Below are 15,824 nucleotides of genomic sequence, written 5' to 3'. Positions count from 1 at the left end.
GATGTTCTATAACCCCAAACGCAAGCACACAAACAATGGCATGTTGTCGCCCATTGACTTCGAAGACAGACAACGCATTTTGAAGACGCAAGGTGTCTACAATTCTAGGGGCACCTCACATAGCGCGTTTGTGGCGGCAACCACTTTTGTGGGTGCAGCGCATACCACATGCGGAAACCCTTTGTGAAAAATGCCCTTACCCGCGTAACTGGCACGTAATGTCAATCAACACGACTGACGCCTCAACAGCTTCATCGCCGCAGCCAGTTTCGGCCCCAGTTGTAACTGCGCGGCAGTTGATAAATGAATGCCATCCGCATTTTTGGGCAAACCGGCAGCGGATACGAAGCCCACATTGGCAATTGATGACGCCACCTCAATCTGTGCGGCCTGAACCTGCGCCCACCCATCCGTAGGCTTGGGCCAGCGCAGGGGATCCGGCCGATCAGATAACCCGACGATCACCCAGGGCAAGCAGGCATTACCGATATCCTGACGCATACGGGCAATAAGGGTTGTCATCCTCTCGCCCCAAACCTGCGCGGTCGCCATCTGCCCGGCATCAGTTTCGCCCTGATACCACAAAACACCGGCGATCCGGCCCTTAGCCGAAGCTTCACGGGCTCTTGCCAGACACGATCCGTAAAGGCGTGTCCGTGACGTATCGGGCGTCCACTGCGACAGGGACGAGCCGCCTTTGGCACAGGGCACCAGAGCAATCGGGCGTGAGCCTCCCGCCATTGCCTGACCAAAGGAGAGACCGGGGCCGACACCGGCCTTACCGGCATCTGAGGATACCGCATCAACTTCGTTTGTGGGATCATCCAGCGGTTCCTGAGCGGGTCGCCAGACTCCGTCATTACCGTAAAGCCACACAATATCCGAAGCCCGCAACGACTCAGGCAGCTCAGCCAGATCGCCGCGCCCTGACATATTGGATTGCCCCATCAGTAGATAGATATCCATGTCCGCAGGCGGGAGCGTTTTCGCCTCGGTAAGCGCGATGGTCGACAGAGACAACCCTATAGCGATCTGACAGACCATATATTGGAATTTTAACATTGGGGCGCCCCGATGGTTTAGCCACAGTCTACTTCACCGGGCCGAGAATGTCCGCCTCGACAATACTCAGGATATTGCCGGTTTTGACTTTTTCTGCCCCGGTAGAGGCCCCCTGACGGTCGGTGGTCACTTCGATGATGTTCCCGAAACCGTCACGGTCTTCGGTCGGAGATATCAGCTCGATCTTGAGTTTTTGCCCCGTTTTCACCGGCCAGTTCAGATCGGCATAGCCGAGGTTCTTTTCCGGCGTACCGCGATAGACCGTCTGACCATCAAGGGTGATATGCAGCGGATAGCTGCGCACCCGCCAACCGGTCATGCGCAGTGAGACCATATCAACGGCCTGCGGCGTACCCAAATCGTATTCGATCCACGCACCTGTTGCGGTGCCATCGGAATTCCAGACCGAAGCTTCGTTATCGTCACGCGATTTGGCCGCATCAGCCGCGTTGGAGCCTGCGGTGATCGACGCCACCGTCACCCCGCGCCGGGCGTCGGTATAAGAAGGCGTCGCAGGTGTCGGTCCGCGCGTAAGGTTGACCGGCTGATAGTCTTCGGCAAACACTTTCGACAGACCATCTTTGACGGCGATAGCCTTGGTACGGGTTGAAACCGTCGCCCCTTTCAGGCCATCGGCTGAGGCGGTCAGGGTCACCTTCCCTGCCTTGGTGGTGGATCGGATCAGAACGCGGTTGATGCCGCCTTCGACCGGCAGAACCTGAGACAGGACATAGTTGGTCGATTTTTTCTTGTCACCCGCACCGTTCGGCCCGACCTCTTCCTGCGCGAGGCCGCCTTTCCAGATCGCAGCCCCGTCCAGCTTGAAATTGATGGCATTGAACGCGGTCGGCACACGGTTGCCGTCTTTATCGACCACTTCGACATCGACCAGCATGGCGTCCATGCCATCGGCGACAAAGCCGCGCGGCCCATAAACCGGCGTCAGTTTCACCGCGACCGGCGCGCCTGTGGTTTTGCGCACATCCTCAGACGTTTTACCGTCGCCATAGGCCGCCACCGCCTTTAGTTCCCCCGGCGCATAGGCCACATTTTTGAAGGTGAACAGGAAACCATCGGATTTCTCGCCCTGCCCCACGGATTTGCCGTTTATGAACAATTCGACACGGTCGCCGTTAGAGGCCACAAAGATGTCTTTGGTCACACCCGCTGTGTAATTCCAATGACCAATGATATGGGTGTGATAGCCTTCGGAATTGACCCAACCATCCCACATCACCTTATGCACCCACAGGCTGTCCTTGGGCAGGCGCATGGCGTCCACTTCGCCGGAGCGACGGTAGTTGTTGTCGCCACGGAAATGCGAATTTGAGTCGGTAAAGCCGATGTTCACGCCGCCTGCACTGACGCGGTCGCCGGTGCCCGGACGGTAGCGGTAAAAGTCCCACCAGCGCTTGACGTTTTCTACCGCGATCGATTCCACATTACGGTTATAGGCGGGGCTGTCCTTATGGAATGGCGGGGTAAAGTCGTCCTGATAGGCGCGGGCCGCTTCGTCACGGGAATATTCGGTCGCCCACAGGGGCTTCGATTTCGACTTGTTGATATAGAGCATCTCACCGCCATATTCGGCGATCTGTGAGCCCATCATTTCACGCGACCCAATGGCACGCCCGCCATGAGGATCATAAAGATCGCGCACGGCCTTCATCTGCGCCATGTGGGCTTCGGTGATGCCCTTATTGCCGCTTTCGTACATAATGATGGACGGATTATTGCGGTTATAGATGATCGCATCGCGCATCAGATCAACCCGCAGATCAAAGCGCCGGTCCTGGGGATCGCCCTCTGAGTCGCCGGCCGGCATGGCCTGCATCAGACCCAGACGATCCGACGATTCCACATCCTGCTTTGCCGGCGTGACGTGCATCCAGCGCACCAGATTGCCATTGCCTTCCAGCATCAGATTATTGCCAAAGTCCGATATCCACGGGGGTACGGAAATGCCCACGCCCGGCCATTCGTTGGTGGAGCGCTGGGCATAGCCCTTCATCATAAGGACGCGACCGTTCAAGGTTACTCTACCATTGTCAAATGAAGTCGAGCGAAACCCGGTGCGGGTATCGACGGCATCAATGACTTTGCCGTTTTCGCTCAAGGTTGTGGTCACCGTATAGAGATAGCCGTAGCCCCATGACCAGAAATTGAGATCACCCACCCGTTGTTCGGCGCTGAGGGTCGCGGTCTGGCCGGGAGCGACGGTGACTGGCTGCCCGGCGTACTTCGCCACCACCTTGCCGTCCAGGTCACGGATTTCCACGCCGTAGGTCAGGGTACGCGGCGCAGATGTCGTATTGCGAACCTCGGATTCAGCATGGACGGTCGCGGCCTTTCCCGCGATGTCATAGTCCTTGCCGTAGATATAGACGCCGGTCGTTTCCAGCGATGACCATAACGGCAAGGTCTGGTAGACGCCGCCGGTCAGGTGAAGTCCTACCGACTTATTGATACCGCCATAGTTGGCATAAAAATTCTTGTCCGCCCACTGATAGCGGGTTTTGGTGGTGCGTTCGCGGGCCGCCCAGTCGTTATCAACGCGCACGGCGATGACATTGTTGCCTGCTTTCAGGGCCTTAGCGATATCGAACCCGAACGCCATGACGCCGTTTTCGTTATAACCGATCTTTTCGCCATTAACCCAGACGTCAGCGATATGACGCACGCCTTCAAATTCCACAAAAACATGCTCAGGTTTTGCACCGGCCGGCAGCTTGAAATGCTTGCGATACCAGGTAATGCCGGTCTTTTGCAGGTGAATGTCCGACGCAAAGGCCTCTTCCTCATTAAAGGCATTGGGCAGAACCGCATCCTGCCAGCCCTTATCGTCAAAGCCCATCTCGGAGGCTTTCGCATCATCGCCGGTCGTCATTTTCCAGCCGTGATCGAAGCTGTAGCTTTCGCGCGGAGAAGATACGAAGGCCGAGGCGCGGTGCGCTTGCGCCGGTAAGGTTACGGCCAGTCCGGCATTCAAAATCAGAACGGCCACAAAGGTACGCGCGCGGATATAGGGCATGGGTCAGCGTTTCCTGTTGATCTTAATTGACCAATACCATTACATTGGTCAGACCAATAACGCAATTACAATCATATTCCGTCGCCATCACGCACGAATTTTATTTAGGCGCTTCTATAAATAGTGCGCCAACAACCCCTCAAAACCGTTGCGCTCTTACATGGTCGACAAAGGCTCTCAGCGCCGCGGGCATTTGTCGACGACTGGGATAATAGAGGAAGAAACCCGGATAGTAAGGGCACCAGTCTGACAGAACCTCCACCAGTTGCCCTGATTGAATATAGGCGGCCACCTGCTCCTCAAACACGTAGGCCAGCCCAAGGCCGTCAAGCGCGGGCCTGACCATCAGATCGAGGTCATTGACGGTAACAGGGCCTGCGACCTCAACCTCCGGCGCTTCCGGCCCGCGTTCAAATTCCCAGCGATACAGAGCCCCGCTATCGAAACGGTAGCGTATACATGGAAAATGCCGCAGATCATGAGGTGTTTTGGGCACGCCATGCCTGGTAAGAAACTCAGGCGACGCCACAACGGAAAAGCGCTTACGCGGCCCCAGCGGGATGGCGATCATGTCCGCCGCCAATGCTTCGCCGAAACGCACGCCGGCGTCAAAGCCCTTACCCACAATATCGCTCAACGCATTATCGGAAACCACCTCCACGGACACATCCGGATAGCTTCGGGTAAAGCCCGAAAGCAAAGGTAACAACACAAGATGACACGCCAGCCGGGCCGCGTTAATGCGGATTGAACCCGCTGGCCGATCCCGAAAACGGTTGAGATCCTCGATCGCATCGTCGATATCACGAAACGCCGGCGTCACACGATCGTACAGCCTTTGTCCGGCCTCCGTCAGGGCCACACTGCGCGTGGTCCGGTTAAGCAGACGCACGCCCAACCGCTCTTCTAACGTGCGCATGGCATGGCTCAGCGCCGATGCCGTTACACCCAGTTCTTCCGATGCTTTACGAAAACTTTTCTGGCGCGCAATAGCGATAAAGGTCGATAGATCGTTGGGATCAAGACGGCTCATTGCTGAATTTATTTCAGTACTATATGGAAAAATCAAGGGATTAATTCAGGAGATAACTGGGCGTACCTTTCAATCATGGCCGCAGGGAAGCGGCTCGATCGAAAGGAAACCCAATGAAAACAATTCGTAAAGTCTGGTTCATCACCGGCGCCACTCGCGGCTTTGGTGTGCGCATTGCCCAGAGCGCGCTTGACGCAGGCGATCAGGTGGTTGCCACCGGCCGCAAGGTTGAGGCCATCGAAACCGCACTTGGGCATCACCCTAATCTTTTGGCCCTGCCGCTCGATGTCACCTCCGAAGCTCAGGCGCAAGTCGCCGTGGCGGCGGCCGTCAAGCACTTCGGTCGCATTGATGTCCTCGTCAACAATGCCGGCTACGGTTTGCTGTCGGCGGTTGAAGAAGCGACAGCGGCGGAGGTCGAACGCCTCTATGCCACCAACGTCTTCGGACTGCTCAACGTCACCCGTGCCGTGCTGCCACAGATGCGCCGGCAGCGTTCCGGCCATATCATCAACCTGTCCTCACTGGGCGGTTACATGGCCTATTACGGCTGGGGCGTCTATGGCTCGACCAAGTTCGCCGTCGAAGGCCTGACCGAAGCGATGTCGATGGAGTTAGCGCCTCTGGGCATCCATGCCACGGTCGTTGAACCCGGCTTCTTCCGCACCGACTTCCTTGATGATACATCGCTGAAGGTCGCCCGTGAGATCGCCGATTACGCCGACACGGTGGGCCAGATGCGCCATCTGGCCGCCGACCTCAACCACGCCCAGCCGGGGAATCCGGATAAGCTGGCCGCCGCCATCCTCGAACTGGCCTCGACCGACACCCCGCCCCTGCGACTGCCGCTCGGTAGCGATGCCCTGCAACGCATCGCTGACAAACATGCTCAGGTCGAACGCGAAACCCGCCAATGGCGCGGGCTGTCACAATCGACCGACTTCGCCCCCGAAGCCCACGCCGCCGCCGAATAAGGAACTTTCCCATGCTCACCCTCGAACAGTCCCAGCGCGCCCTTGCCGCCGCCGAAGCCCACGCCGTTGCCATCGGCGTCCCCGTAAACATCGCCATAGTTGATGCCGGCGTGCACCTTACCGCCTTTGCCCGCATGGACGGCGCGGTTCTCGGTGCCATCGACGTCGCTCTGGGCAAGGCCCGAACCGCCGCCCTCTTCCGGATCCCCAGCGAAAGCGTCTGGGACTACTGCAAACCCGCCGCCCCCGCCCCGACACTTGAACTGTCAAACGGTGGCCTGATGGCCTTCCCCGGCGGTCTGCCGCTCACCGCGGCCGATGGCACGTTTCTGGGTGCCGTTGGCGTATCGGGCGGCGCGCCCTCTCAGGACCGTGAGATCGCTAAAGCCGCCACCCAAACCCTTTAGTCGCGTTCCCGCTCCAACACATTGATCTTCATCTGAAAGGAACTTTGTTATGTCTACTCACTCGAAAACCATTCTCATCACTGGTGCCGCGGGCGGCTTCGGCAAGGGCGCAGCCATTGGCATGGCCCGCAATGGCCACACCATCATCGCCACCGTCCATGTAGCGTCTCAGGTCACGGCCTTGCGTGAAGAGGTTGAGCGCCTCGGCCTCAGCGACAAGATTACGGTCCACCGCCTCGACCTGACCGATCCTTACGATATCAAACAGGCGGTCGGGCTCGACTTTGACATCCTGTGGAACAATGCCGGCATGGGCGAAGCCGGGCCGGTGTGGGAAATCCCGCTTGATCTGGTGCGCAAGAACTACGAGGTCAATGTCTTCCTGCCGCTGGAACTGACCCAACAAGTGGTACGTAAGTGGATCACTGAAGGCCGTAATGCCGGTAAGAAGGTGGTCTTTACCTCATCAATGGGCGGGCTATTTACCCCGGCCAACTGGGGCACCTATGTCTCGACCAAACATGCGCTGGAATCGATCGCCGAAGCCCTGCAACAGGAACTGGCAGGTTATGACATCAAAATTCAGACCATCAATCCGGGCGCCTACTACACCGGCTATAACGAGACCATGGCCGACAATCCCTTCCGCTGGCTGGACGACAAGGTACACTTCACTAAGCGTGCCGATTTGCGTAAGGGCTTTGACGACTTTTTCGCTACACCTGAAGGCAAGATGGACGCACAGGAAATGATCGACACCATGATTGACGTGGTTCCGGCTGACACCGGAAAGTTCCGCAATGTCATGCCCAAAGCCATCGAGGACATGCTGAAAACACATCAATTAGCGGCCTGGGATAACCAGATTTAAGTCACCTGACAGGACGGTACCTAAAGTACCGTCCCTTTCCCCCTAAAGGCCACTTCGATTACTCTATCGACCGCTTGCCAGCCCCTGAGTAACGGCCGCATTGCGATCAACCGACATGTGTTCGTTTACAACACGAAGTTCGGCTACCTGCAAAACGGTGCGGTGCTGCCAGTAGGGATCGGTTTTGGCAGCATCCTCCTGCCCCTGATGGACGAAATAATAGATCAGAGCGCGTTCGGTCCCGTCCGCTTCGCGGCTGACGACGACATCAGCATGCTGTCCTTTTTCCCTGTCAGTCGGATATATACCCGGCATTTCCAGAATACGATCCGGCTGCCATTCCCAGTTCACCCCATCCTCGGAGCGCTGGATGCTCAGGCCTTTCCATGAATCGATAAGCATCCAGTAGATACCGTCCAGCCGGATCACCTTTGGCCCTTCGCCGCGCCCGGCAAACGCGGGCTTATCGTCGCGCACCCAGCTCTTTAGATCGTCAGATTTCGCTGAATAAATCCGACCTTCCTTCATGTCTTTGTACCACATGCGATACGTACCCGGTGACATCTCTAGGGTTGAGACATCGATAACGGTGCTTGATCCCAGATCCGGCTCCCCCTGGCACGCCCATGATTTCAGATCGCGACTGGTCAGATGAACGATCCTGGGTTTTGCGGCAGGGTCTCCCCACGCCTTGAAGACCCCGTTCACCACGGTCAGATACATATGGTATTCGCCCCTGGTGAATATGATATCCGGTGCCCACAGGGTTGGGCCGGTGCAATGTTCGGGGATGTTGGCAATGCCATCATAGCTCCAGTGCAGCCCGTCTTTTGAAGTCGCCACGCCGATATGCGTGCCGTGCACCCACGACACATCTTCAATCGATGGATATTTCACATCAGCGCGACGATTGGTATAAAACATCCGCCACAGCTTCGCGCCCTCATCAAACACGATGGCCGGATCCGCCGCACCGTCATGAACCGGATCGCGGTACATCGGTTTTGCCGCCGGCCCCGTTTGCGCCAGCACCGGTGTCACGGCCACAATCAGCGTCAGTAAAACCGCCGATATCAGGCGTAAGATTACCTTTCCGGTCATTCAGGGCTTCCTTTGAGTCTTGTCATGCAGGGCAGCCTGCGGGGCCATGCCGGTATCGCTGCGGCAATAGTGGTGTATGAAGGCGCCGTGCGCGGGCATCCGGTCACCACAGGCCGCAATCACCTGACGCATATCGGATAAGGCACGGCCAAGGTCGGCATGAGGAATACTCAACGATAAGGGATCGGCCTGACGGGGGCGCAAGCCCTGCCCCCACATGACTGCCAGCCAGTTGCCGGTGCGAAACTGCTCACCGCGCTCAGGCGGAATACGGCCCCGGCTCTCAAACAAGGCTAATCTGGCCGACAGGGTCTCCGGTATTTTCATACTCTGACAGTAGCGCCAGAAGTCACTGTCCTGGCGTGTGCCAGCATGATAGTGCAGGATCAGGAAATCGCGCACCTCTTCGTATTCGCGTGTCATGTCGGCATTATAGGCGTCGATGTCAGCAGCCTCAAACGCCCGATCCGGAAACAGGTACTGCAGGCGGGCAATGCCGTTCTGGATCAACATGATTGATGTCGATTCCAAGGGCTCAAGAAACCCTGACGCCAACCCGATAGCCACACAATTGTTGTGCCAGAACTTTTTGCGGCGGCCGGTGGTAAACGCAATGCGCCTCGGTTCAGACAGCGCCGGCTCACTCAGGCTGGACATCAGATGCGATACGGCCTCGGACTCATCCATGAACGCACTTGAAAAGACAATGCCGTTGCCGTTACGATGCTGAAGCGGAATACGCCATTGCCACCCGGCACTGTGCGCTATGGAGCGGGTAAAAGGTGGTGGCGGCGCCGTTGTCGCCGTGGGCACCGCATAGGCGCGGTCGCAGGGCAGCCAGTGGCTCCAGTCCTCAAAACCAACGCCCAGCGCTTCGCCCAGCAATAGTGACCGAAAGCCCGTGCAATCGATAAACAGATCGCCATCAATCTGACGATCGCCGTTCAGCTTAAGGCCGGTGATGAAACCGCGATCGTCGGTCAACACCGTCTCAATTTTGCCTTCGACCCGCCTCACCCCACCCGCTTCCGACATCTGGCGCAGAAAACGGGCATAGAGGGTGGCATCGAAATGGTAGGCATAGGTGATTTCGGCCAGCGGTGAATTGGCTCCAGACGGCGGCATGAATTTGCCTGCTCGTGCGGCCACCGCCTGAAGATTATAGCCCTCAAGACTATCCGAAGGGGTCTCCAGCGCATGACGCAACCACGCCGAATGAAACGGCAAGGCGCCAAAATCGCGTCCAAAGGCCCCAAACGGATGGAAATAGCGGTTGTCTTCTCGCCCCCAGCCTTCAAACTCGATGCCCAGCTTACAGGTGCCGCCGGTGAATTTCAGGAAGGCGGCCTCATCGATGCCGAGCACCTGATTATAAACCTGAATATAAGGCGTTGTCGCCTCACCGACCCCCACCGTTGCGATCTCGTCGCTTTCGACCAGAACGATCTCTTCGACATCGCCTTTAAGCGTTTTGGCAAACCACGCCGCCGTCATCCATCCGGCGGTGCCGCCCCCGGCAATGACCACTTTCCTGATCGGCTGAGACATAATGAAATCCCACTGAGGTTAACGCGTGACGATACCAAAGTCTTTGAAAGCGACTTTCTGGCTGCCCGCGACGGGATGAGGCAGCACCAGCCGGACAAAGCGCCCTTTAGCCGGAGCCTTGAACCGGACAGTCTGAAGGGCGCGGTTATTGGCGATGTTGGAAAACTCGCCCTCAGCCACCGGCGCACCCCAGTCCTTGCCGTCCGCGCTGATCCATATCTGGTAACCCGCAGGCGGCCCTTCGCTGAGCAAGGGATTGGTCTCCCCCGGTGACAGAGTAATGCCCAAAAGATCGTAAGGATGGCTCAGGTCGATAATCACTTCATAGGGGACGCCTGACGGGCCGGAGAACTTTGCGCCTGAGAAAGGGATAGCTTCAGGCTTTACAAGCCTCCATGAGGCCGATGACACATCGAAACTGGCCGATGACACCTCACTGACCGTGCCTTCCGGCAAGCGGGCGACGGCCTTGATCACGCCGCCGTCCACCAGCGATACCGCATGCGTGTAGAGCGGACTGGACGCGGCAGGTATTGAACCGTCGGTCGTGAAATAGATCGCCGCCTTTGGGTTGGCGGCTAAAAGTGTGACCATGCCCGACCGGTCGCGACGTATCTCCGGGGCTTCGATGACCGCAGGCTTGAGGAACAGGCCAAACTGCCCGATAACCGGCGACGCATCGGCCTTAACGAAACGCACCCGCACACGGTCGGTCGTGACCGGCGTCGGCAGCAGGACAAGGCGTTTATAGGCAATGCACTGATGTTGCGCCACCTGCTGCCAGCCGTCTGCCTTAAATATATCGATGGCAAATGTGTCTACCCGAACGCCCAGATTTATATCTTCGGCCAGCCGGATAACATCAAAGGTCTGAGCTGTCGGCAATTTGACCTCAACCCAGGCGCTGATGCGATCCTTAACCTTGGCTGCCCAATATGCCGTGTCGGACAGGAGGTTGGCGGCCTTATATTGTGACGACAAGTGGCTTGAGGCCGTCACCGTGGCGCCTTTTACGAGATTAACCGCATAAAGCTGATCGCGCAGGGCCTTCCAGGCTTTTAGTTCACGCACATCTTCGTCCGGCACCCGCCCGCGCCGGTCAGGGGCCATGTTGAGCAACAGGTTTGAACCCCGCCCTACCGACTCAAAATAAAGCCGCAGCAGATTGGCGGCACTGCGTGGAGCTTCGTCGGCGTGCCAGAACCAGCCGCGCCGGATAGACACATCCGTTTCCGCCGGATTCCAGATGTCGCCATTACGCGTGCCGCTATTGCCCTTGGCCTTGGTAAAGGGCGTCGCGTCAACCGTAGGCCAGCATGGATCGCCCGCGTGTCCCTCTTCGTTACCGACCCAGCGAATATCCATATGGGCATCGGCAAACATCACCGCCTGCGGCTGGTTGCGGCGAACGATTTCGCGCACGCGATCCCACTGATAATAGGTCGCACCATCAATGCGCCGGCGTTCGCGCGCGCCGCCATAATAGCCATCGCCCCCGTTAGCGCCGTCAAACCACACCTCAAACAAGGGACCGTATTGTGTGGTCAGTTCTTCGAGTTGGTTGTGATAATAGCGGACATAGGCGTCACGGCCATATTCGGCGTGGTTACGATCCCACGGCGACAGATAGGTGCCGAACCTCAGCCCCTTACGCGCACAGGCCTCAGCCAGTTCGCGTACGATGTCGCCTTTACCGGCTTTGTAGGGACTATTTTTGATTGAATGTTCCGTATAGGCGCTGGGCCACAGGCAAAAGCCGTCATGGTGCTTGGCCGTCAGGATCAGAGCCTTCAGGCCACCCGCTTGCGCAGCCTCAACAATCTGATTGGCACTAAAGTCAGATGGATTGAACAGGGAGGCAGATTCGTCGCCATATCCCCATTCCCGATCGGTGAAGGTATTGATGGTGAAGTGCACAAAACCATAGGTTTCGAGCCGATGCCACGCCGCCTGACGCGCAGACGGCACAGCACCATAGGGCTGAACACCGGCAGCAGCAAAAGCGCCCTCAGCCAGGCCCCCTAAACCCGCGGCTCCGCCCAACACAACCTGCCTGCGCGATAGATGGAACATTGGCCTGTGTCCTGATTTTTAGCGCTTGATCTCTTCGATGGTGCCGTCAGGGCGATGGATCAGAGGGGCAAAGCTGATCGAGCGGCGGTGGCTGCCCCCGCCCGGCAACAGGTTATCATGATAGAAGAACCACCATTTACCGGCCCGCTTGATGATCGCCTGATGGTTGGTGCTGATAGACAGATAATCGAAGATCACACCGCGATATTCAAAGGGCCCTGTGGGTGATTTGGAGGTGCCATAGACAATCTGCCCCGGCCATCCGGTCGAAAAGCTGAAATAATATAGCCCGTTATGCTTATGTAAAAACGGCGCTTCGCCGTATTTTTTCTTAGGGTCACTGGCTGGGAAACCGGTGATTTCGACGTTCATGATCGGCCCGGAGGTCGTGACCATATCCTTATTGAGCTTAATGACCTTGGGCACGCGCGTCCCAAAAAACAAATAGGCCTGACCGTCATCATCAATCATTACCGCCGGATCGATCGGTTCATCACCGGCATTGGCGTCACGCGCCTTATCGATCAGGGCATCGGTGCGGGCATCCTTAAACGGCCCCTGCGGTTTGCTGGCCACCGCCACGCCGATCTTGTCACCGCCGACCGGGGCGTAAAAGTAATATTTGCCGTTGCGGTAAGCGGCTTCCGGTGCCCAGGCCTTGGCGTCAGGCTTGGCCCATTTAAAGACACTGACGCCAAGGAAAGCGCCGTCGTCCGACCAGGTTTTCATGTCCTTAGACGAATAGAGCCGCCATGTGGTCGAATCCCAATATTTACCCGAATTGGACGCATCATCGGTCGCATAGACATAGACCTTGCCCTTAAAATCATGGGGCGACGGGTCGGCATTAAAGCGCGGCGAGATTGGGGTTTGCGCCACCGCCGCACTGGCTGCGATCATCAAAGTTGCCGTGATAAATCCTGCCCATTTCCGTTTCATGTCCTGCTCCTTATTATTCGACGATGCCATAATATTTGTCCGCCCCATCGAGCCGGATTTCAGCATGGTCCAAAACCACACCGGGGTCGAGGGGCCAGATCTTAAGCTCATGGGCTCCGGCGTTAAGCATCCGCAGAGGCTGGGTTTGCACGGCCTTATTTGTCAGCACATTGGCTCGCCACTGATCGCTGCGGCCCACCGTTGAGAAATCAAACACTTCTATGGGGCCGCTATCCAGTTGCACCGCGACCTTCACGCCCGTGCCCGGATTGAGCGCGTGAACCGGCAAGGCGACCAGATTAAGGCTGCCGCCCACAGAACTATAGGTCGAAAACCGGTAACGCAGGGGCTCGCCGTCCGGGGCCTGCAAGGTTGGCAGATCAAGACGAGAACGCAACGCAGCACCTGTATGCCCCAGATCCTCCAGCCGCTCCCAGCGCGCATCGCTTTGGCTGGCCAGCGGTATGACCACGCGGCGATCATTTTCAACAAAATCAGCCGGTGCCGGTGCAGGCAGCAATTTTGTGTGGATGCGGATCGTTTTGCCGCCGCACTGAATATCGATCGGTCCCAGTTCGGTTGTGCCGTCATAGGTGACGGTCAGGCGCTGCTCCCAGCCATTGGCTGCGTTGAGAGTGCCCCTTTCGGATGAAAGCTTAAGCGCGCCTTTGGGGGCTTTCAACGACCAGTTCTGATCGGTTGTCTGGCGCGAAAAAAGCTCGATCACCCGGCTGCGCGGCTGGCCCGTCACAAAGGTCAGGGCGTTTTCATCATTCCACCAGCCGCCCGCAACGGCCGTCGCGCAGTCCGGTTGCGATGACGGTGACCACTGCGGATAGACCGGCTCCATAAACACTGGCAATCGCCGCGGCACCATATCCATCATGCGGTTCCACTTGCCGTTTTCCAGACCATTATAGGTGGCGGTATCGGCCACGATGGCCTGATGGGCGGCGCGGGCACGGTCAGAGTATACATTGGCACTGGCGCGCCCCTGACGGGCATAGAGACCGGCCAGATCGATATTGAGCACCCGTGCGTTCAGATTGGCCGCCCCTCTGACCGGATAGAGCACCAGTTCAAAATAGGCCGACTGACGATCCACCGGCAACCGCGCCCCCAACGCCTCAGCGCGCGCCACCAGATCAGCATAGGCGGCCAGACGGCCTTGCGCCTTTTCCCCATCGGGTTTGACGAAATCGCTCTGGGTGACCGGCGTGACCGGCTCGGTTTCGGAAAAGCCCATATATTCAGGCTTTCGCTCAAACGCCAGATCATAAAAGCCCATCATGATATCGGCAACTTCAGCCCCGTTTCCGGCCCCGAAGGTTTCATCACCCCACCACGTCAGATGCGCCCTTGGGCCTGATTTCAGAAGGTCCGCATCAAACGCCAGATCAAGGAAATACTGCGTCAGATATTCCAGCGGTTTAACATCACCGACATTGAGTATCCAGATACGACGCGCTTCAAGCGCGTAAGCTTTCTGCATTTCAGAGCGCAGCAACTCAGGATGGTTAGTGCCCAGCCACTGATAATCATGAGGCCGCCCCCAATAGGAGACATGGTAATATACCCCTGATCCGCCCTTACGCTTACGCTCCTCAGCGTTACTCAGGCGGCGGATATAACCGTAATTATCGTCGGCCCACATCAGGGTGACATCATCCGGCAATTTCAGCCCGGCGTCATAGGCTTCCTGAAGCTCGTGATAGAGCACATAGGTCTGCGGCACGGTTTCCGGTGCGCGCCCCAGAGCGGACTTGAACAGGTTGCGTTGAAGGCCGATCACCGACTGCAACACGTCCTTGCGCGCCTCAAGCGTATCGGCGCCCTGCATCGGCCCATCGTGAATCCCGCGCAGGCCTACGGTATAGATGTTCTCGTAAGGCGCACTTTCCTTAAGGCGGGTGCGCCAGTAGTTGAGGATTTTGTCGCGATTGACGGTAAAATTGAACGGCCCGTTGCGGGCCTCATCCCATTCGCGCAGATTGTTGCGCATCATCGGCTCGGCATGGGAGGTGCCGATAATGATGGCATAGTCATCGGCCACCTTTGGATTGCCCTTTAGGCCGTAAAACTGCACCGTATTGATGTGCATGGCCGGCCACAGAGTATTGGCCTTCAGCCGCCACATCAGTTCATAGACCCGCGCATAGGTCTTTGGCCCGATATTGCCGACATCGGGCTCAAAGGTCTTGCCCGCCCACGGCTCAAGGCCCCAATCTTCGTCGTTGAGGAATATACCGCGATACTGCACCGAAGGAGTCTGGGACAGGCGTGCGGCGTCATCAATCACCAGCCGCTCAGTCCGGCGCGGCTTGACATCGGCCCACCACTCCCACGGCGACACCCCCAGTTCGCGCGACAGGTCGGTTACGCCGTACACCGCACCCCGGCGGTCTGAGCCATAGATCAGCACATAGGTTTTACCGTCCTTTTGCAGCACGGCGCGGCCATAGCGCTCCCACTGACCTTTGAGGGCCAACGGATCAACGCCTGTGGATTTGGCCAGATTGGCCATCAGCGCCGAATCATAGGTGCCGATGACCACGCACACTTGCGGGCAGTCGCGCAGACGGGTTGAGACCTTTGCGGTGTGTCCGGTCAGGGCCTCAACATCGCGCGATAGCATCTGCGCGGCCAACTCCAGCGTGCGGCCCTTATCGTGGACGACGCCGATCTTGTTTGTGCCGTCAAACAGGGTGACCTCGGCACTGAGCGCCGACGATGCGGACATAAGCACGGCCCCGGATAATAGTCCCGATAACAGCCATGAGCGAAC

At 57.7% G+C, this 15,824-nt stretch carries 11 protein-coding genes; 3 read left to right on the top strand and 8 right to left on the bottom strand.

Going from position 1 to position 15,824, the window contains the following annotated elements:
• Window positions 1-225: 225 nt before the first annotated feature.
• The 3 genes from PQU98_RS15255 to PQU98_RS15245 form a co-directional block, all read right to left on the bottom strand.
• Complete coding sequence (locus PQU98_RS15255; protein ID WP_272745816.1) at window positions 226-1,062, bottom strand: sialate O-acetylesterase; 837 nt, start codon at window positions 1,060-1,062, stop codon at window positions 226-228.
• A 28-nt stretch (window positions 1,063-1,090) separates the two neighbouring features.
• The gene (locus PQU98_RS15250; protein ID WP_272745815.1) at window positions 1,091-4,093 is read right to left on the bottom strand and encodes a DUF4982 domain-containing protein; all 3,003 of its coding nucleotides are present in this window, start codon (window positions 4,091-4,093) and stop codon (window positions 1,091-1,093) included.
• 139 nt (window positions 4,094-4,232) lie between these two features.
• The gene (locus tag PQU98_RS15245) at window positions 4,233-5,126 is read right to left on the bottom strand and encodes a LysR family transcriptional regulator (RefSeq protein WP_272745814.1); all 894 of its coding nucleotides are present in this window, start codon (window positions 5,124-5,126) and stop codon (window positions 4,233-4,235) included.
• A 113-nt stretch (window positions 5,127-5,239) separates the two neighbouring features.
• Here PQU98_RS15245 and PQU98_RS15240 point away from each other — a divergent pair, with 113 nt between their 5' ends.
• From PQU98_RS15240 to PQU98_RS15230, 3 genes are read left to right on the top strand one after another with little or no spacing between them, the layout of a single operon-like run.
• Window positions 5,240-6,100, top strand: coding sequence for an oxidoreductase (locus PQU98_RS15240; protein ID WP_272745813.1), 861 nt, complete (start codon window positions 5,240-5,242; stop codon window positions 6,098-6,100).
• Between the two features lie 11 nt (window positions 6,101-6,111).
• Window positions 6,112-6,507, top strand: a complete 396-nt coding sequence (locus PQU98_RS15235) for a GlcG/HbpS family heme-binding protein (protein ID WP_272745812.1) — start codon at window positions 6,112-6,114, stop codon at window positions 6,505-6,507.
• A gap of 49 nt (window positions 6,508-6,556) precedes the next feature.
• Window positions 6,557-7,378, top strand: a complete 822-nt coding sequence (locus PQU98_RS15230; RefSeq protein WP_272745811.1) for an SDR family oxidoreductase — start codon at window positions 6,557-6,559, stop codon at window positions 7,376-7,378.
• A gap of 63 nt (window positions 7,379-7,441) precedes the next feature.
• Here the strand turns inward: PQU98_RS15230 and PQU98_RS15225 are convergent, their stop codons facing one another.
• Genes PQU98_RS15225 through PQU98_RS15205 form a run of 5 tightly spaced genes read right to left on the bottom strand, consistent with a single transcriptional unit; the run spans window position 7,442 to window position 15,779 of the window.
• Complete coding sequence (locus tag PQU98_RS15225) at window positions 7,442-8,479, bottom strand: glycoside hydrolase family protein (RefSeq protein WP_272745810.1); 1,038 nt, start codon at window positions 8,477-8,479, stop codon at window positions 7,442-7,444.
• On the bottom strand, window positions 8,480-10,027 hold the full coding sequence (locus PQU98_RS15220; protein ID WP_272745809.1) for a tryptophan halogenase family protein: 1,548 nt from the start codon (window positions 10,025-10,027) through the stop codon (window positions 8,480-8,482).
• An 18-nt stretch (window positions 10,028-10,045) separates the two neighbouring features.
• Window positions 10,046-12,100, bottom strand: coding sequence for an alpha-L-fucosidase (locus tag PQU98_RS15215; RefSeq protein WP_272745808.1), 2,055 nt, complete (start codon window positions 12,098-12,100; stop codon window positions 10,046-10,048).
• Window positions 12,101-12,118: 18 nt separating this feature from the next.
• On the bottom strand, window positions 12,119-13,039 hold the full coding sequence (locus PQU98_RS15210) for a family 43 glycosylhydrolase (RefSeq protein WP_272745807.1): 921 nt from the start codon (window positions 13,037-13,039) through the stop codon (window positions 12,119-12,121).
• A 13-nt stretch (window positions 13,040-13,052) separates the two neighbouring features.
• Entirely contained in the window at window positions 13,053-15,779 is a 2,727-nt protein-coding gene (locus PQU98_RS15205) for a glycosyl hydrolase 115 family protein (RefSeq protein WP_272745806.1), read from the bottom strand.
• Between the last annotated feature and the right edge of the window lie 45 nt (window positions 15,780-15,824).

This window comes from Asticcacaulis machinosus (genome assembly GCF_028550435.1).
GTDB classification, from domain to species: domain Bacteria; phylum Pseudomonadota; class Alphaproteobacteria; order Caulobacterales; family Caulobacteraceae; genus Asticcacaulis; species Asticcacaulis machinosus.
This window is presented reverse-complemented; position numbering and strand designations above follow the sequence as displayed.

Coding starts and splice junctions, on each gene's coding strand:
- PQU98_RS15255 (WP_272745816.1), bottom strand. CDS start 1,062: ATGTTAAAATTCCAATATATGGTCTGTCAGATCGCTATAGGGTTGTCT.
- PQU98_RS15250 (WP_272745815.1), bottom strand. CDS start 4,093: ATGCCCTATATCCGCGCGCGTACCTTTGTGGCCGTTCTGATTTTGAAT.
- PQU98_RS15245 (WP_272745814.1), bottom strand. CDS start 5,126: ATGAGCCGTCTTGATCCCAACGATCTATCGACCTTTATCGCTATTGCG.
- PQU98_RS15240 (WP_272745813.1), top strand. CDS start 5,240: ATGAAAACAATTCGTAAAGTCTGGTTCATCACCGGCGCCACTCGCGGC.
- PQU98_RS15235 (WP_272745812.1), top strand. CDS start 6,112: ATGCTCACCCTCGAACAGTCCCAGCGCGCCCTTGCCGCCGCCGAAGCC.
- PQU98_RS15230 (WP_272745811.1), top strand. CDS start 6,557: ATGTCTACTCACTCGAAAACCATTCTCATCACTGGTGCCGCGGGCGGC.
- PQU98_RS15225 (WP_272745810.1), bottom strand. CDS start 8,479: ATGACCGGAAAGGTAATCTTACGCCTGATATCGGCGGTTTTACTGACG.
- PQU98_RS15220 (WP_272745809.1), bottom strand. CDS start 10,027: ATGTCTCAGCCGATCAGGAAAGTGGTCATTGCCGGGGGCGGCACCGCC.
- PQU98_RS15215 (WP_272745808.1), bottom strand. CDS start 12,100: ATGTTCCATCTATCGCGCAGGCAGGTTGTGTTGGGCGGAGCCGCGGGT.
- PQU98_RS15210 (WP_272745807.1), bottom strand. CDS start 13,039: ATGAAACGGAAATGGGCAGGATTTATCACGGCAACTTTGATGATCGCA.
- PQU98_RS15205 (WP_272745806.1), bottom strand. CDS start 15,779: ATGTCCGCATCGTCGGCGCTCAGTGCCGAGGTCACCCTGTTTGACGGC.